The following is a 17878-nucleotide window of genomic DNA, read 5'->3' as shown; positions in this document are numbered from 1 at the left end:
CGCGGCGCCGAGGCCTCACAGCCCCGGGAAGGTCGGCGGGGCGATGGCGTCGGGGCCGCGCCCCGCCCAGTCCAGCTGCCGGATCTGCGCGAGCGCGCGACCTTGCGCTTCCTCAAGGGCTGCGGCGGCGGCCGCGTAATCGACCGTCAGTACGCGGCCGTCGCGCACGATCTCGCGGCCATCGACGAAGACCTGCCGCACCGCGCGGTCGGCCGCCGAATAGATCAGCGATTGCACGGGGTCGCGGCACGGCCGCATGGCGGGATGCGCGCAGTCCACGAGCACGAAGTCAGCCTTGCAGCCCGGCATTAGCCGGCCGATGTCGGAGCGCCCCAGCGCCCGGGCCCCGCCGATTGTGGCGGCGTGGAACACGTCCGCCGCGCGGGTGTCACGGGGGTTCTCAGCCACGACCCGGGCGAGGTACGAGACAAGGCGCATCTCGTCGAGCATGTTGTGCGGATAGACATCGGTGCCGATGCCCATGTTGATGCCGGCTTGGACGTAGCGGCCGAAATGATTGAGTGCGATGCCGCGGCGGGCGAAGACCGTCGGGCAATGGGCTACCGTGGCGCCGCGCTCGGCCAAGCGCCGCATGTCCGAGCCCGGGCTGTGCCAGTGGGTCCAGGGATGGTCGTCGAGGAAGATCCCGTGGCCCACGATGGTGCGCTCGGTGAGCACCCCCAGATCGTCGAGCCACTCGATCGGCGTCATGCCGGTGCGGCGGGTGATCTCGTGGAACTCCGACAGGGACTGCGCTGCATGGGTGTGGAAGCGCAGGTCGCGCCGCACCGCCTCGGCATGGGCATCTCGCATCAGCTCCGCCGTGCAGGTGTCCACCTGCGCCGGGCAGAGCATACCGAAGAGACGTCCGCTCGGATGCGCCTCCGCTCCCTCGATCTCGGCCAGGGCCTGATCCAGGCCGCGTCGGCCGGCGACCTCGTCCCATTCGTACTCCACGCTGTAGCCGTTCCGGGTTAGCCAGCGGCCGGACCGGAACATCGGGGCGATGCAGACTCGCAGGCCCGAGCTTCCGAGGAGGTCGAGCCAGCCCTCGCTCGGCAGGGCGAGGTCGCACACGGTCGTGACTCCCGAGAGAGCCAGCTCGGCCAGCGCGACCCCATAGGCGGCCCGCGTGCCCTCCACATCCGGACGCAGGATCGGCAAGTACTCGTAGAGCGAAGTATTGTAGAGCCGTGGGCTGCCGACCTCGTCCCACATGCCCTTGTTCATCGGTTCCGAGAACAGGTGCGTGTGGATGTCCACGAGCCCGGGCATGATCATGCAGCCGGATGCGTCGACGGTCCGGACGGCCGGGGCCCCCGCGTAGTTCGGACCGACATGGATGAGGGCGCCGTCCTCGAAGGCGACGTCCGCGCCGGTGCGATAGACATGGCCGCCGCTGTCGGGATCCCAGGCGACGACCCACCGGGCCCCTTTCACCAGGGTTACGCCGGCCGTCTTGTCCGCATCGCTGTCGTGCATCGAGAACCTCCTAACCGGGTCGGGTCCGGGGGCAAGATCAGTGCCCGATCGGGCGAGCGTCGAAGGTGGCGCGGCCCGAATCTCGCTAGATCGGGATCGGTCCGTCGGCGGCAAGGCAGCTCTTGGCGGGACGAACAGGAGGAGGCATGCCCAATCCCGGCGCCATCAGGCCGGCGCGCATCCTGGTGATCAACCCGAATTCCTCCCGAACCGTGACGGCCGCCATCGATGCGGCGCTGGCGCCGCTGCGCCTGCCGAGCGGTCCCGACATCACCGTGACGGATCTGCCGGAAGGGCCCGAGAGCATCTCCTCGCAGCAGGACGCGGATCATGTGGTGATGCCGCTGGCGCGGCGCATCGCAGAGGATTCGGCGGACGCCTTCGTCATCGCCTGCTTCAGCGACCCGGGTCTGCAGACCGCCCGCGAGGTCGCCGCCGGCCGGCCGGTGATGGGCATCGCCGAATGGGGGATCCTTCGCTCGCTCACCCTCGGTGAGCGCTTCGGCATTGTGGCGCTGTCGGAGGGCAGCGTGCGCCGCCAGCGCCGGATGGTCCGCCAGATGGGCCTCGGGGAGCGCTATGCCGGCAGCCGGCCGATTGAGGCGCTGGCGGCCGAGATGGCGGACGAGGCCATCCGCATACGTCTAATCGCGGCGGCCCGGATCCTGATCGAGCAGGACGGCGCCGACGCCATCGTGCTCGGTTGTGCCGGCATGGCGCCCCACCGGATAGCGGTCGAGCGCGCGATCGGGCGCCCGGTCGTCGAACCCTGTCAGCAGGCCGTCGCCGCAGCCCTCGGGGCTGTACTGCTTCGGGCGGCCCCTTAGGGAGGAATGCCGATGCACTATGACCTGCTGATCCGCGGCGGCACCTGCGTGACGCCCTGGAGCGCCGAAGTCGCCGATATCGGCGTTCGCGATGGGCGCATCGTAGCCATCGGAGCGCCAGTCGGCGAGACCGCGGAGGTGCTGATCGACGCCGACGGCTTGCATGTCCTGCCGGGCCTGATCGACAGTCATGTACACCTGCGCGATCCCGGCAATCCGGCCGTGGAGACGATCGAGAGCGGCACGCGGGCTGCGGTTTTGGGCGGGATCGCCACCCTGTTCGACATGCCCAACACCGATCCGCCGATCGCTGATTTCGAGCGCCTCGCCTGGAAACGCGACTACATCGCTGGCCGCAGCTGGTGCGACATCGGCCTGTACGTGGCCGGCGCCAAGACCAACATCGACGCACTCGCCGCGCTCGAGCGCGAGCCCGGAGTCTGCGCCGTGAAGGTTTTCGCGGGGAGCTCCACAGCCTCCCTGATGATCGAGGACGACGCGCATCTCGAGCGGGCGATGCGGTCCGGCCATCGGCGCATAGCCTTCCACAGCGAGGACGAATATCGCCTCCAGGCGCGCAAGCCGCTCTTCAGCCGGGGGCAGCCGCACCGGACCCACATGGAGTGGCGTGACGAGGAATGCGCATTCCTGGGGACCCGACGCCTGATGGCACTGGCCCGTAAGACCGGCCGAGCGACGCACATCCTCCACGTGTCCACCGCCGAGGAACTCGAATACCTCCGGGACTATCGCGACATCGCGACCGTCGAGGTCTTGGTCAACCACCTGACCCAGGTGGCGCCCGACTGCTACGACAGGCTCGGCGGGTTCGGAGTGATGAATCCTCCCATCCGCGGCGAGCGCCATCGGGCTGCTGCCTGGGCCGCCGTGCAAGACGGGACCGTCGATACGATCGGCAGCGACCACGCACCCCATGCCCGGGCAGCCAAGGAGCGGCCCTGGCCCGACTGTCCGGCCGGCCTGACCGGGGTCCAAACCTTAGTCCCGGTCATGCTCGACCATGTCGCAGCTGGGCGCCTGTCGCTGGCGCGCCTCGTCGACCTGATGGCGGCCGGCCCGGCCCGTGTCTACGGATTGCTTGGTAAGGGGCGCATCGCAGTCGGATACGACGCGGATTTCACCCTGGTGGATTTGAAGGCACGTCGCACCATAGAAGAATCCTGGATCGCGTCGCCCTGCGGTTGGACTCCTTTCGCGGGACTGCGCGTGATCGGATGGCCGGTCGCCACTATTGTCCGAGGCAAATCCGTCATGCACGATGACGAGGTCTTGGGCGATCCGGTCGGGCGCCTGGTGCGCTTCTCCGGCTGAGCCGAGGCGCCCCGATCAATCGCATCTGGTTTCGGCTACCAGCCAGGTGGTGAGGATCGCGACGGCGTCCATTAGGTCGTCTATCTCCATGGCCTCATCGGGGTTGTGGCTGCCGTTAGCGTTGCGCACGAATAGCATCGCCATCGGAACACCAGCTTTGGCGAAGGCCGCAGCATCATGCGAGGCCGGGCTGCCGAGGGGAATGGTGGCGATGCCAAGGGCTGTAGCCGCGGCCTCGAGACCGCCGCGGATCGGCGACGAGACTTCTCCGACCGCCACCTCGGCGCGCGGGCCGAGTACAATCTCGACATTGCGGCGCGCCACGATTGTCGCGACCTGGGAAAGAAATTGTTCCTCGATCTTAGCAAGCATGTTCGCCTCATAGGCGCGTACGTCCAGGCTGAACCGAAACTCGCCCGGGACTGTGGTCAGCCCGTGGGCTGCACCGTCGGTGTGGAACCGCCCGAACGTGACGGCCATAGGGCGGCCGGCCTCTTCGTTGGCCTGCCAGATCCGGTCAAGCGCCAGAGCGATCTCCGCGCCGGCCATGGCAGCGTCGCGCCGGAACCGCCGGGGCGTGCCAACATGGTCGTAGCGGCCGAGGATCTGGGCATCCGGATAGCGGAAGTTGCCAGGGATCCCGGTGCAGATGCCGACCGCGATCCCGGCCTCGACGAGACTCGGAGCCTGCTCGATATGCACCTCCAGGAAGGCGTGGATCGCGGACGGATCGAGCGGCGGCGCACCTCCGCGCAGGGCCTCGGGATCACCGCCGGAGGCCGCGATGTGATTGGCGAGGTCGCGCCTTGTATCGACCCGAGTGATGGCCAGTGCTCCCTCCGGCAGAGTGCCAAGTGCCGCTCGACTTCCAAGGTAGGATACCTGGAACCAGACGCTCTCCTCGGCGCGCACGGCCATGACGGTGATATCGCGGTCCGGGGTCAGTCCAAGGCTCTGGATCGCCGCGACAGCCGCGAGCCCGGCGACGACCCCGGCGGCCCCGTCGAAGTTGCCGCCGTGCGAGACGGTGTCGAGATGGGAGCCGATTAGAATCGGTGGCAGGGTGCGGTTCCTGCCTGGTAGCGTCATGTAAGTATTGGCGGCGGCATCCTGGCGGATGGACAAACCTAGATCATCTGCGCTGCGCATCACGAGAGCGTGGGCTTCGGTCTCCTCCGGGCTGTACGAGGGCCGGGTGAACCCAGGATCGTTCCGGCCGCAGCAGGCGAGCTCTGTCAACAGATGCTCCGCCCGCCCTCGTTGCTGGCGGACCGCTTGGCGGAGAGCAATGACGGATGCTTGTTCCAATGGGTTTCTCCCTGGCCGGGACAGAAATCTCGCCGCCCGTCACGCCGGTCTCGTTGGGCTCCCAATGATCGCCCGGCAGTATTGGTTCAGGCCTGCACGGCGATGATCGACACGTGTGCGGAGACCACGTTCCACCCGATATTGGGCAGGCGCATCCATGTCTGGCTTTGGCGCCCTATACCGGGCTTGCCGCGCGGCTTGAACTCCAGGTTTACGATGGCGACGTCTGAGCCGATCGTCAGGATCTCCAGCCGGATGCGTGCCTCCTTGGTCCCCCCAGGCGGTGTATCGGCCGCGATGCGAGCGGCATGAATCGCCGCGAAGCCATAGCCATTCTCGCCCACGGCGTAGCGGATCGTGTGAGGGCTGTCCCAGAAGGTCGCGTCCAGAACCGCGACCTCCTTGTCGATCAGTGCCTGCTCGTAGCGCTCGAACAGGGCCGAGACCTCGGCCACGACTTCGGGGCGGTTTACGGTCGCGTCCATCTAGGCCTCCAGGGCGAGAGCGGTGCGGATTAGGTTGAGGTCGGATCCGCGCGCACCGATGATCGACAAGCCCACCGGGGCGCCATCGACCTGCCCGCCCGGAATGTTCACCTGCGGGACGCCCGTGAGGCCGCCGTGGCTCGTCAGGCAACTGATGCGCTCACGCAGCGGATTGAGCACACTAAGTGGTAGCCCGCGCCTTGGGGCCGGGAACGGTGTGGTTGGAAGACACAGGATGGTCCCGGTGGGCAGAAGCCGTGCCATGCGCGCCCGTGCCTCGATCCGCATCAGGTTCGCGGCGCTGCGCTCGGCCTCCGTCATCATCGAGCCCTGGACGAGCGCTCGGGCTACGGAGAAGGCGAGGCGCGGATTGTGGGTGTCGAGCCAGGGCTCGAAGGTCTGCCACGCCTCGCTGCTCTGCAGGACGCGCTGTGCTCGCTGCCACATTGACAGGCCCTGCGGCGCCATCGTCACGTCGCGCCGGTTACCGATCAGGGCGGCCAGACGGTCGATGAACGGTGTTAGCGTCTGCTGCACCGCGGCGTCGGCGAAGCCGAGCGCATCCGCGGCCACAAGCAGCGTATCTGGCAGCCGATCCGGCATCGCCGCGCCGAACAGGACTTCGCCGACCTGAGCGAAGGTCTTCGGATTGCGGGCGAACCAGCCGCAGGTATCGGCGCTCGGAGCCTGGACGCAGATCCCGGAGAAATCGATGCGACCATGCGTCGGGCGGATCCCGTAGAGGCCGCAGAAGCTCGCCGGCACACGCACGGAACCCCCGCTGTCGGTGCCCAGCGCGAAGTCACAGGCTCCCGAGGCTACAGCTGACGCCGAGCCGCTGGATGAACCACCGGGCACCCGGTCCGGTGCAGCTGGATTCAGCGGGGTGCCGTCATGGGCATTCTCGCCGAGGATCCCCAACGAGACCTCGTCGGTGACGGTCTTGCCCACCACCGAAGCGCCCGCGTCGAGGAGCGTCTGTACCGCCCAGGCGTGTCGCGCCGGAGTCGGGTAGATGCGCGGCCAATCCGGGTTGCCGCCACCGGTGGGGATCCCGGCGACGTCGATCAGGTCCTTCACGGCGAAGCCGAGCCCAGCGAGCGGCCCGGTCGCGGAGCCGACGACGCGGGTGCGCGGCCCCGGCAGGAATGGGTCGGTCGACATGGCGGACTGCTCGGGCATCATGCGGGGATCGATTCCTGCCATTGGGCGCCGGGCACGGCTGCAAACAGCGCCCGGGTGTAGGGGTGCTTAGGCGCGAAGAAGATCTCGGACGTGGGCGCGACCTCGACCACCTGGCCGGCCCGCATCACGGCGATCCGGTCGCAGACCTGCAGGGCGACGCGCAGGTCGTGGGTCACGAACACCATGCTGAGGTGCAACCGCGCTTTAATGTCGGCGAGCAGAGCCAGAACCTGGGCTTGCACTGAGACGTCCAGGGCTGAGACCGGCTCGTCGGCCACCAGCACCTCGGGCTGCATGGCCAAGGCGCGGGCGATGCCGATCCGCTGACGCTGGCCGCCGCTGAATTCGTGCGGGAAGCGCTGCGCCGCCGCGGGGTCGAGGCCGACCCGCGCCAGCATCTCGCGGGCTTGAGCCTTGGCGACCTCCGGCATGGTGCCATGGATGATCGGGCCTTCGGCCACGATGTCGACGACGCGCTGGCGCGGGTCGAGGGATCCGTAGGGGTCCTGGAACACCATCTGCACCCGCTTGCGGTGCGGACGCATCTGGCGGCGGGTCAGCGCGCCGACGCTGTGCCCAGAGAGAAGGATCTCGCCGCTATCGACGGGCATCAGCCGGGTGATCGCCCGCGCCAGAGTGCTCTTGCCCGAGCCGCTCTCGCCGACGAGCCCCAGGGTCTCCCCCCGCCGCAACTCCAGATCGACGCCGTCGAGCGCGCGGGTGATGCGCCCGCCGAACAGGCCGCGCGCACCGTAGGTTTTCTCGACCGCCCGGGCTTCGACCACCAGGGGGGCCGTGCTGGGCGGTCGTTGCGACGGCGGCGCCAGCCTGGGCACCGCCGCGATCAAGGTGCGCGTATAGGGATGCTTCGGGGCGCCAAGAACCGAAGCTGCGGGGCCTTGCTCAACCAGGGTGCCCTTCTGCAGCACCGCGACCGTGTCGGCGATGTCGGCGACCACCCCGAAATCGTGTGTGATGAACAGGACGCTGGTCCCGTGCTCACACTGCAATTCCCGGATCAGGAGAAGGATCTGCGCCTGGGTGGTCACGTCCAGCGCGGTGGTCGGCTCGTCGGCGATGAGAAGCCGTGGGTTCAGCGCCAGCGCCATGGCGATCATCGCGCGCTGGCGCTGGCCGCCGGAGAGCTGGTGGGGATAGGAGCGCAGGAGCCGAGCGGGCTCCGGCAGGTGGACGCTGTCGAGAAGCGCGACGACCCGAGCCCTCCGGTCGGCGCGGCCGAGCGCCGTATGGATTCGCAGGACCTCGTCAAGCTGGCGCCCGATCGTGTGAAGCGGGTTGAGAGCCGTCATCGGCTCTTGGAAGATCATCGCGATGCGCGCCCCCCGGATGCGGCGCATCTGCTTCGGCGTGATCGTCACGAGGTTCTCGCCCTCAAAGTCGATGCGCCCGCCGGAGACGCGCACGTGCGGCCCGGGCAGCAATCCGAGGATCGCGCGCGCCACCAGCGACTTGCCCGATCCGCTCTCGCCGATGAGGCAAGTGACGGCGCCCGGACGCAGCACGAGGTCCACGTCGGTGACCGCGTTCGGCCTGTCCGCGCCTGAGGGCAACGCGATCGTCAGCTTCTTGATGTCTAGGACGGAGTCGCTCATCGCTCGCGGAGCCTCGGGTTCATTGCCTCGTTCAAGCCATCGCCAACGAGATTGATGCCGAGGACGGTGAGCAGGATTGCGATGCCGGGGAAGGTGCAGATCCACCACGCCGAGCGCAGAACCGCGCGTCCGGCACTGATGATCAGGCCCCAACTCATCACGTTCGGGTCGCCAAGCCCAAGGAACGCGAGCCCTGCCTCGATCAGGATCGCCGTGCCGATCAGCAGCGACCCCACGGCGATGATCGCCGAGGCGCAGTTCGGCAGCATGTGGCGGAAGATGATGCGGGCGTCGCCCGCCCCGAGGCCGTCGCAGGCGAGCACGAACTCGCGCCCGCCAAGCGCCACGAACTCGCCCCGCACCAGCCGGGCGATGCCCGGCCAGGAGACCGCTGCGATGGCCACGATCTCGCTGGTGAGCGACGGCGACAGGATCGCCACGATGAGGATCGCCAGCACGAAGGCCGGGATCGTCTGGAAAAACTCTGTGAGCCGCATCAGCGCGATCTCGACGCCGCCCCGGTAATAGCCGGCCAATCCCCCGACGAGGGTTCCGAACAGGATCGCGGCAAGCGTCGCGCCGAGCCCGATCATTAGCGAGGTGCGCGCGCCGTAGGCGATCTCCGCGGCGACATCCCGCCCGAGCGTGTCGGTGCCGAGCAGGAACCGGCCGCCCGGCGGCTGGAGCGCGGGCCCGACCAGGCGAAACGGATCGTCGGGAAACAGCAGCGGGGTGAGCGCCACGAGGGCAAGCAGCCCGAGCAGCACGGCCGCTCCGAGGAGCGCCAGTCGGTTGCGCGCGAACCGCGCCAGAGCGGACCGCATCGCTACAGCTCCATCCGGGGATCGAGGCAGACGTAGACGAGGTCCACGGCGAGGTTGATCACCACCACGAGGCAGGCAGAGACGAAGAAGATGCCGAGCAGCAGGTTGAGGTCGCGCGACTGGAGGGCGTTGAAGGCCAGGGTGCCGACCCCGGGCCATCCGAACACCGTCTCGACCACGATCGAGCCGCCGATCAGATTGCCGGCCTGTACCCCCGCCATGGTGACCACCGGCAGTAGGGCGTTGCGCAGGACGTGGCCGGTCATCACCCGGGTCTCGGTCTGACCCTTGGCCCGGGCCGTGGTGACGTAGTCCATGCCGACCTGTTCCAGGACGGAGGCGCGCATCACCCGGGCGTAAACGGCGAGGTAGAAGAGCGAGAGGGCAACGGCCGGCATGACCAAGTGACGCCCGACATCCCAGACCTCGTCCCAGCCCTCGTTGTCGGCCCCCACCGTGTCGAAGCCGCTGGTGGGCAGCCAGCCGAGCCGGATCGCGAAGATCACGATCATCATCAGGCCGAGCCAGAATCCCGGCGTGGCATAGGCCACCAGGCTGACGAGCGAGATCACCGCGTCGCGCCAGGAATTGCGCCCGGTCGCGGCCGCGAGGCCCAGAAGCGTGCCGATGACCAAGGCGGTCCCGAAGGCGGTCAGCATCAGCAGGCTCGTCGGCCACAGCCGGTCGAGGATCAGGCTTGCCACAGGGCTGTCGTTTCGGAATGAGTAGCCGAGATCGAGGTGCAGCATGTTGAGCAGGTAGACGCCGAACTGCGTCGCCATCGGTTGGTCGAGGCCGAACTTGTGCCGCAGCTGCTCCATGTATTCCGGGCTGGCCGCCCCGCTCTCGCCAGCCAGAACCGACGCCGCATCGCCCGGCGCCAGGTGGATCAGGAAAAAATTCAGCACGACGATGCCCAGGATCACCGGGATCGCCAGCAGAAGCCGATGACCGAGAAAGCGCGCGAGCCGCACGGGATTACTTATCCATCCAGGCTCGCTCAAACGCCTGTTGTGTGCCCAGCGGTCCGGTGGTGTGATCCTTGAGGCGCCGGTTGAAGACACTCACGTATTGCACGTCGATCAGCCAGATCATCGGGCTGTCCTCGGCCAGGATCTGCTGGACCTTTTTATAGATCGCCCCGCGCTTTTCTGGGTCCAACTCGCGCGCGCCCTCGCCGAGCATCCGGTCGACCTCTGGGTTCGCGTAGAACGTGTCGTTGACGAAGGTGACACCTTTTCGGATCTGCGATGTCAGGAACTGCTTGTTCAACCCGTAGACCGGATCGACGCCCTGGCTCAGAAACGGCTCGTTGATGTCGTAATCGTAATTCGTATAGACGCGCCGCAGCCAAGTCGCGGTGTCTTCCGAACGGAGTGTCACGTCGATTCCGACCCCGCCCAGCGCCTGTTTGAGGTACTCGGCCTGCCGCAGCCACTGCTCGCCGAACGAGTTCACTTCCAGGTGCAGGGCAAAACGTATCCCGCCCGCTCCGCGGGGCGCACCGGCCTCATCGAGCAGGCGGTTGGCGATCTCCAATCGATCCGGCACGTCATACTGACGCACGTCGTCGGTGTAGAGGCCAGCCGTCTTAAATTTGCGGCTGAGCGGACCCGAGGCGGGCAGGCCATAACCGAACATCACGTCCCTGAGGATGACGTTGCGGTCGATCGCGTAGGCGATGGCTTGGCGCACCGGCTTCTTCTGGAGCTGCGGATGGCGGCCGTTCAACTCCAGGACGCTCTGGGCCGGCGTCATCTCGTAGCCTTGGGTCGTCAGGTCGAGGACTGGATTGGTCTTCATCCGCGCGAGATCGGCATAGTTCACCGCGCTGTAGCCGGCGAAATGGGCTTCCCCGGCCTCCATGGCGGCCGAACGCGTTGCGGCATCCGGGATGAAGCGGGCGACGATACGATTGAGGTACGGCAGCCCTGGCTTCCAGTAATTCTCGTTGCGGTCGAGCCGCACGGACTGACCGCGCTCCCAGCTCACGAACTTGAACGGGCCGGTCCCAATCGGCTTGTTGGCGGTCGGGTTCTGAAGGACATCGGTTCCCTCGAACACCGATCGGCACAGGATCGGCAGGTCGCGCCCCGAAAGCGCTTTCATGATGTACGGGGCAGGGTTGGCGAGGCGCAGCACCGCGGTCATCGGATCGGGCGTATCGACTGCTACCAGTTCTGCAAGCATTACTGGGGCGACAGGATTATACTTCTTCAGGATTTCCATGAAGGAGTATTGCACGTCCGCGCTAGTGAGCGGCTTGCCGTTGTGAAAGGTCACGCCCTCCTGAAGTGTGAATGTGATGGTCTTGCCGTCCGGTGCGACATCCCACGACTTGGCGAGGTTGGGCCGTGGGTTCAAATCCCAGTCGTAGGTGCACAGTCCTTCATAGACCTGCGTGGCAATCGGCGGGATGTTGCCGGCCGACACGGCGTAATGAGCTAAGGTCGAAGGCTCTGGATGCACGATCATAACCATCGTGCCGCCCCGCTTCGGTTCGGCTGCGCTTGCGCCGCTCGAGGCCGCGGCGAGACCGAGTGGGAGCGCCAGCACCGTGCGGCGGGAGAAATCAGTCAAGTGAGATGTGCGAGACAAGCCGAAGGACTCCTGAAGTTGAGGGGGCTTCAGCAACGGTCGTGCCACCGGGAGGACAAATTCATCCCATTATGATGTCGATTGATCGGGGGGATCTGCGCACGGCATCGAAGACCGCGTGAAAGCAAACTGGAAATAAGTCTTTATCTCCGATGCCGGATGCCTGAGTTCCGCCTCGGAACGAACCTTGCCATGAGCTGCGACCGAGCCGTCCCTGGCTCGCGTTTGGAGCCATTGAACACGATGCTCGAATCCGGACGGACGATCAGGCTCGGGATGCTTACCCCTTCGTCGAACAGTGTGCTCGAACCGATGACGGCGCGCATGCTGGCCGGACAGGACGCGGTCACGGCCCATTTTTCACGCGTGCGCGTGACGCAGATCGGCCTGTCAGCCGTCGCACTGGGCCAATTCGCGCAGGAGCCGATGCTCGCGGCCGCCGACCTGCTCGCCGATGCGCGAGTCGCCTCGATCCTTTGGAACGGGACTGCGGGTGCCTGGCTTGGCTTCGACAATGACGTGGCGCTCGCAGCGGCGGTGACCGAGCGAACCGGCGTGCCGGCCTCGACCTCCGCGCTTGCTTTCCGCGACCTGTTTCGGCGACGCGGCATCGAACGCATTGGGCTGGTGACCCCCTATACCGGGGACGTCCAGGCGCGGATCCAGGCGAATTGGCGCTCCGGCGGGTTCGACTGCTCGGCAGAGCGGCATCTCGGTCTCTCAGAGAACTTCGAATTCGCTCTGGCCGGCGCAACCGAGATTGCAGGCATGGTGCGCGCCGTCGCGGCAGAGGGGGCGCAGGCCGCGGCTATCGTCTGCACCAACCTCGCGGGCGGCGCGGCCGGGGCCGCCCTGGAGGCCGAACTGGGCATCCCAGTCTACGATTCGGTAGCGGTCAGCCTGTGGAAGGCGATAGACCTTGCCGGGGCGCGCACCGAGGCAATCATTGGATGGGGCGAAGTGTTCGCGACTGCCTGAGCGACCTGCCTCAGCAGGCGTCATCATCGGCTTTGCGGCGCTCGATCCACCGCCGCAGGGACGGCGCGAAGCCGGTGGCCGGCTTGGCCGGCGGACGTGCGAAGCGGCCCGCCCGCGGGGGCTTCACGCCGAGCCGGACCATGACCTGCGCCTGCCCAAGCGCGGCAGAGAGCGGATCGATCAGCGGCACCGGGACCGCCTCGGCAATCCGAGCGGCCAGGCCGGTCAGCGGCGCTCCGGCCAGAATCACCGCGTCGACACCACCCTCGGTCACAACTCGGTTCGCGAGGGCGATGATCTCGGCCTCAAGCGCGTGCTGCACCTCCGTGACGGACCGGAAGCCGGCCGCAACAGATCGGACGCAGGCGCATCGGGCAGAGAGTCCGGCCAGCAGCACCGCATCCTCGTACCAGGGCAGCAGAGCGCCCGAGAACGTCACGACACCGAAGCGCTGGCCGAGCATGCAGACGGTGAGCATCGCCGCCTCGGCCATCCCAACGACGGGCAGGTCGAACAGCTCGCGTGCTGCGATCAGGCCGGGATCGCCAAAGGCCGCGATCACGGCGGCGTCGAAGCCGGATTGATGTTCGGCTAGAGTCTCCAGCACCGCTGCGCCGGCGAGCTGCGCATCTGCTCGGCTCGCGATGTAGGGGGAGGCCGTGCGCCGCCGTCAGTGCGGTGAGCCGCACGTCCGGGGCCAGCGCATTGGCGGCGGCGGCCTCCATCCGGGCCGTCATGGCCGCCGAGGTGTTCGGGTTGACGAGGAGGATTCGCACGCCTCAGACGCGCGAACTCGGGCGGTAGAACGGCTCGTGCCGAGCGGGGTCGATATAGTCGGCGTAAAAGCGCCGGGCGTGAGGAAGGAGGGCCTTGGAGAGCTGACGCCGCTCGACCTCATCGTCTGACAGGGCGCGTGCCAAGTCGTCGTGCAGCGCCTTCAGGGCAGCGTCGCGGTCGACCCGGGTGAAACGGCCATCAGCGTAGAGCACCTCGCCGTCGCACAGCACCGTCGTGACGCCGCCGGTTTTGGCGCGCTGGATCACCGCGTCGAGCAGCGGCGTCTCGGCGTCGAGGTAGGGATATGCGATCTGGTCCCAGTCCAACAGCACGAGGTCGGCGGCCTTGCCGACCTCGATCGTGCCGAGGCTGTCGCCGAAGCCGGTGGTGCGGGCGCCTCCGACAGTCGCCATGCGCAGCACCTGGGCCATGCCCGGCACGTCGGCCTCGTCCATGCCGGGCACCCGGTGGGCGCGCAGCACAAGCCGCATCTCTTGGAGCATATCGCGATCGTCGTTGATGCCTGCTTCGTCGAGTCCAATCGCGGTGTTGATGCCCTTCGCCTCGAAGCGGTTCAAAGCCGCCACCCCCGAACGCAGCCGGAAGTTCGAGGAGCAGTTGTGGCAGATACAGGTTCCGGTCGCGGCCACGCGGTCGATGTCGGCCTCGTTCAGCCAGACGCCATGGCCGAGCGTCATACGCGGCCCGAGCAGGCCGAACCGGTCGAGATGTTCCACTGCCGTCCCGCCGCTGCGCTTTTCTGCGTAGGCCTTCTGGTAGGCGGTCTCGACCAGATGCATGTGCATCGGCACATTGTAGGATTCGGAGAGCCCGGACAGACCCTCGAGCGCCGCGTCGGAGCACCAGTGGAGGTTGGCCGGGGCAAGCTGGATCTTGGCCCGTGCAGCCCCGGTCTGGCCTGAATGCAGGCTGCGGAATAGCGCGAAATTGTCCTCCAGTGACATCTGGAAGCGTTCGAACCAGCGCTTCATCGGATCTTGAAGCGAGGTCGGCAGGCTCGCCACGAAATCCATGTCCGCCTGGTAGACGAGTCGGTTCTGGTCGCGCACCGCGAAGCAGTACGAAACCCGCATGCCGATGTCGCGATAGGCACGCAGCACCTCGTTCGAGCGCGCCTCGACCTCCTCCAAAGAGCCGGGCATCCACCCGTGGATGTGCTGGACCGTGGTGATCCCGGAGCCGACCATCTCGAAGGCCGAGTAGAGAGTGTCGAGATAGAGGTTCAGGTTGCGCGCCACCATGCGGGTGACGAACCAAAGCTCAAGCGGCATGTCGGGGGAGCCGAGCTGGACCGGCGTCAGACCGACATGGTGGTGCCCGTTGACGAAGCCAGGCAGCAGGATCTCGCGGCCCGAGCCGATCACGGGCGCGTCGGGATAGCGCGCATGCAGCTCCGCGTAGGTGCCGACCGCTTCGATCACCCCGTCCTTCTGGAGCACAGCTCCATCGGCGACCTCCTCCCACCGCTCACGGTCGAGTGTGCGGGTGATCATCCGCCGGCTGCGAATCAACGATGTGGCCATGCTTCGGTCCGTTATGGTCGGAATTGGTCAGGCGAGTGCTTCCTGCTCGGCGAAGGCCCGATCGACCTCATCACGCAGGAGTTCGGTGAGATGCCGCCGCATTGCTTCGGCACCGGGCGAGAAAGGGTTGCGGGGGCGCGGCAGGGTGTTGACCACGATCGTTTTGATCCGGCCCGGACGCGCGGTGAACACCACCACTCGGTCGGCCAGCGCCACCGCCTCGTCGATGTGGTGGGTCACGAAAAGCACCGAGGCGCCGCTATCGCGCCAGACATCGAGCAGGAAGTCCTGCATCTTCTGGCGGGTCTGCACGTCGAGCGCCGCGAAGGGTTCGTCCATCAGAAGGACTTTGGGGCGCATGGCCAGCGCCCGGGCAACCGCTACGCGCTGACGCATGCCCCCCGACAGCTCGTCGGGCCGCTTGTCGAACGCCTCGACGAGGCCGACCCGCTGGAGGGCGGCTCGCGCGATGCTTCGGCGCTCCGATTCCGGAACACCCTTTAGCGATAGGCCAAAGCTGACGTTCTGCCAGACGCTGAGCCAGGGGAAGAGCGAAGTCTCCTGAAAGATCAGGCTGCGTTCGGGGGATGGTCCAGCCACCGGTTCGCCAAAGGACTGGATCCGCCCCCCTGTGGCGGCCTCGAGCCCGGCGATCAGGTAGAGCAGCGTGCTCTTCCCGCAGCCGGATGGGCCGAGGAACACCACGAACTCGCCGGGCTGCACGTCGAGGTCAATGTCGCGCAGGGCCTCGTGGGCGCGGGCGGTGCCGGCGGCCCAGACCTTGGAAACGCCGCGGCAGGACACAGCGTCGTTCTGGCCGGACACGGCCGGGCGATCGGTAACGGAGAGATGGTCAGAGTCCAAGGGAAGATCCCGCGGCGCGTGGCAGCCAGTAGAGCATCCGCCGCTGAACCAGCCGAAACAGCAGATCAAAGGCAAAGCCGAGGAGGCCAATCAGCGTGATGGTGAAGAAGACTAGCGACGGGTTGAAGGTGTTACGCGCCAGCATGATCACCTGACCGAGCCCGTAGCCAACGCCGGTCGCCTCGGCGACGAGGACCACCATCCAGGCCCCGAACAGGTTGAGACGAAGCACTGCCAGAAGCCCCGGCAGGATCGCCGGCACGATCACTCGTGCATAGATCTGGCGCTTCGACGCACCCATCGTCCGGGCGACGTTGATGTAGTTCCGGTTGACCCCGTCGATCTGATGGACGGTGGAGAGGACCATCGTGAAGAATAGGGCGATGAACACCATGAAGATCGCCGGAGCGTTGCCGATCCCGAACATGAAGATCGCCACCGGCAGCCACGCGATCGGCGAGACCGGCGCCAGGAGCGTGATGGTCGGCAAGGTCAGCCGCTCGAACAGCACGAAATAGCGGATCGTCACGCCGACGAGGATCGACAGGGTCGCGGCCAGGAACAGTCCTGCCAACACCCGGCCGGTAGAGGCCATCACTGTGATCAACACCGCCATGGCGGGGCTTGGGCCGGCGGTCATCCCGGTGCCGATCTGCCAGCGCTGGGCGGTGTTGAAGAAGCGTGCCTGCTCTACGAGGTTGCCGAGGAAGATGTGCGGCGGCGGCAGCAGCTTGGCATCGGCGATGCCGAACGCCCAGAGCAGCTCCCAGAGGCCGGCGAAGCAGCCGACTGAGACCAGCATCCAGCCGATCCGTTGCAGAAGCGGGACGAGCCCGTCGGGCAGAGCGAGGCGCTGCGCGAACGGGAGGCGCGGCTGGCCGTGCGGAACGGCGGCGGCGCGGGCAAGATCGATGGCCATCCGCTCAGGCCGACTTCAGCTTGAGCTTGCCGTAGAGATCAGGGTTCTCGGCGATAACTTGCTCCAAGAGCGTCCAGTCGATCGCGTCGCGGCCGGGCTTCTTCTTGATGTAGCCCATCTCGGCGACGGAATCGGTCCGGTCGAGGATGAATTGGGTCTGGTTGCGTGCGTCCACCACCGAGGGCTGCCGGCCCATGGCGAGCTGGGCGTTGCTCATCGAGGTCTTGTAGTAGGAGCCGACGAGCTTGTTCAGGGCGGCCTGGGGGTCGCCCTCGGCCAGGGCCTGAGCCTTCATCATGCTCTTGATCAGAGCTTTAACGGCGCCCGGCTTCTTGGCCATCAGCTCATTGCGCACGGCGAGCACGCAGTCAGTATAGCCCTTGCCGTAGATGTCGGTGCCGTCGGAGAGCTTTACGGCGCCCTTCACGTCGGTCAGCAGCGCCGTGCCGTAGGGCTCGATCGTGGAGATGATGTCGAGGGCGCCGGCGCGGAACGCCTCCACGGCCTCCGGGGTGGACCCCATGTAGCGGACCGTGATGTCCTTGAAGGCGACGCCGTTCTTCTTCAGCCAGTCGTAGGGCAGTACTTCGAGCGTATCGAGCTGGAAGGTGCCGAGTGTCTTGCCCTTGAGCTTCTCCGGACTGTCGAGGCCCGGCTGGGCTACGAGCACGCAGCCCTCGATGCCGCCGCCCGCCACGATCTTCACCGGGGCACCCGCATCGTAGAGTGCCATGAAGCTCGTATAGGGCATCACGCCGGCATCGACCTGACCCATCCCGAGGAAGGTGACCTGATCCGAAAAGGTCGGCGTGTTCACGAAGTCGATGGTGAGACCGTCGTCCTTGGCGAGTTGCATCGCCTCGGCCAGGAAGAAGTTCAAATTGCAGAAGCCGGTCCCGTGCGTCGCCCGGATGCCGGTGGCCGCCGCGATCCGGCCGATCGTGCCGGGCCCCACGGCGAGCGTGAGTGCCGCGGCAGTTCCGCCGAGAAAGCGTCTGCGGCTGGGCTTGAACCGTGAGAAATCGGGAACGCGATAATCGCCGTGACGGTCGCACATATCGGCTCTCCTCAGGAGGCGGATGTCGGAGTCTTTCAGGCGGTGCGCCGGCTCCCGGCCGGACGCGCGACTATGTCGAGGTCGT

General features: G+C 66.9%; 16 protein-coding genes. 3 read left to right on the top strand and 13 right to left on the bottom strand.

Features of this window, described 5'->3' with window-relative positions:
* Window positions 1-15: 15 nt before the first annotated feature.
* Complete coding sequence (locus AO398_RS12370) at window positions 16-1482, bottom strand: amidohydrolase family protein (protein WP_058192342.1); 1467 nt, start codon at window positions 1480-1482, stop codon at window positions 16-18.
* 146 nt (window positions 1483-1628) lie between these two features.
* Between AO398_RS12370 and AO398_RS12365 the strand changes: the two genes are divergently transcribed.
* On the top strand, window positions 1629-2309 hold the full coding sequence (locus AO398_RS12365; RefSeq protein WP_058192341.1) for an aspartate/glutamate racemase family protein: 681 nt from the start codon (window positions 1629-1631) through the stop codon (window positions 2307-2309).
* Between the two features lie 12 nt (window positions 2310-2321).
* Complete coding sequence (locus AO398_RS12360) at window positions 2322-3641, top strand: dihydroorotase (RefSeq protein WP_058192340.1); 1320 nt, start codon at window positions 2322-2324, stop codon at window positions 3639-3641.
* Window positions 3642-3656: 15 nt separating this feature from the next.
* Here the strand turns inward: AO398_RS12360 and AO398_RS12355 are convergent, their stop codons facing one another.
* From AO398_RS12355 to AO398_RS12325, 7 genes are all read right to left on the bottom strand, one after another.
* A complete protein-coding gene (locus AO398_RS12355) occupies window positions 3657-4949 on the bottom strand; it encodes a Zn-dependent hydrolase (RefSeq protein WP_058192339.1) in 1293 nt (430 codons plus the stop codon).
* An 86-nt stretch (window positions 4950-5035) separates the two neighbouring features.
* Complete coding sequence (gene hpxZ / locus AO398_RS12350; protein WP_058192338.1) at window positions 5036-5434, bottom strand: oxalurate catabolism protein HpxZ; 399 nt, start codon at window positions 5432-5434, stop codon at window positions 5036-5038.
* A complete protein-coding gene (locus AO398_RS12345) occupies window positions 5435-6598 on the bottom strand; it encodes an amidase (RefSeq protein ID WP_201025754.1) in 1164 nt (387 codons plus the stop codon).
* Between the two features lie 17 nt (window positions 6599-6615).
* On the bottom strand, window positions 6616-8232 hold the full coding sequence (locus AO398_RS12340; protein ID WP_058192336.1) for an ABC transporter ATP-binding protein: 1617 nt from the start codon (window positions 8230-8232) through the stop codon (window positions 6616-6618).
* Window positions 8229-9056: an ABC transporter permease gene (locus AO398_RS12335; RefSeq protein WP_058192335.1), complete on the bottom strand. Its 828-nt coding sequence runs from the start codon at window positions 9054-9056 to the stop codon at window positions 8229-8231. The genes AO398_RS12340 and AO398_RS12335 overlap by 4 nt, the downstream gene beginning before the upstream one ends.
* Window positions 9057-9058: 2 nt before the next feature.
* Window positions 9059-10030, bottom strand: coding sequence for an ABC transporter permease (locus AO398_RS12330; RefSeq protein ID WP_058192334.1), 972 nt, complete (start codon window positions 10028-10030; stop codon window positions 9059-9061).
* A gap of 4 nt (window positions 10031-10034) precedes the next feature.
* Window positions 10035-11636 carry an ABC transporter substrate-binding protein gene (locus AO398_RS12325; RefSeq protein WP_058192333.1) on the bottom strand — a complete coding sequence of 534 codons (1602 nt, stop codon included), beginning with the start codon at window positions 11634-11636 and terminating at the stop codon, window positions 10035-10037.
* A 261-nt stretch (window positions 11637-11897) separates the two neighbouring features.
* Between AO398_RS12325 and AO398_RS12320 the strand changes: the two genes are divergently transcribed.
* Entirely contained in the window at window positions 11898-12632 is a 735-nt protein-coding gene (locus AO398_RS12320; protein WP_152997507.1) for an aspartate/glutamate racemase family protein, read from the top strand.
* 10 nt (window positions 12633-12642) lie between these two features.
* Here AO398_RS12320 and AO398_RS12315 read toward each other — a convergent pair whose 3' ends face one another.
* The 5 genes from AO398_RS12315 to AO398_RS12295 all read right to left on the bottom strand — a co-directional run bounded on the left by AO398_RS12315 (window position 12643) and on the right by AO398_RS12295 (window position 17793).
* Window positions 12643-13239 (bottom strand): aspartate/glutamate racemase family protein, encoded by a 597-nt coding sequence (locus tag AO398_RS12315; RefSeq protein WP_244498745.1) that lies wholly within the window; start codon window positions 13237-13239, stop codon window positions 12643-12645.
* A 172-nt stretch (window positions 13240-13411) separates the two neighbouring features.
* Entirely contained in the window at window positions 13412-14953 is a 1542-nt protein-coding gene (locus tag AO398_RS12310) for an amidohydrolase family protein (RefSeq protein WP_058192332.1), read from the bottom strand.
* Between the two features lie 27 nt (window positions 14954-14980).
* Window positions 14981-15757: an ABC transporter ATP-binding protein gene (locus AO398_RS12305; RefSeq protein ID WP_244498749.1), complete on the bottom strand. Its 777-nt coding sequence runs from the start codon at window positions 15755-15757 to the stop codon at window positions 14981-14983.
* Between the two features lie 49 nt (window positions 15758-15806).
* Complete coding sequence (locus AO398_RS12300; protein ID WP_058192330.1) at window positions 15807-16736, bottom strand: ABC transporter permease; 930 nt, start codon at window positions 16734-16736, stop codon at window positions 15807-15809.
* A 4-nt stretch (window positions 16737-16740) separates the two neighbouring features.
* Window positions 16741-17793 (bottom strand): ABC transporter substrate-binding protein, encoded by a 1053-nt coding sequence (locus AO398_RS12295; protein ID WP_058192329.1) that lies wholly within the window; start codon window positions 17791-17793, stop codon window positions 16741-16743.
* Between the last annotated feature and the right edge of the window lie 85 nt (window positions 17794-17878).

The sequence above is a fragment of the Methylobacterium sp. GXS13 genome, from assembly GCF_001455965.1.
Lineage (GTDB): Bacteria > Pseudomonadota > Alphaproteobacteria > Rhizobiales > Beijerinckiaceae > Methylobacterium.
Note: the sequence above shows the minus strand (reverse complement) of the source record. Positions and strands in the feature narration are given on the sequence as shown.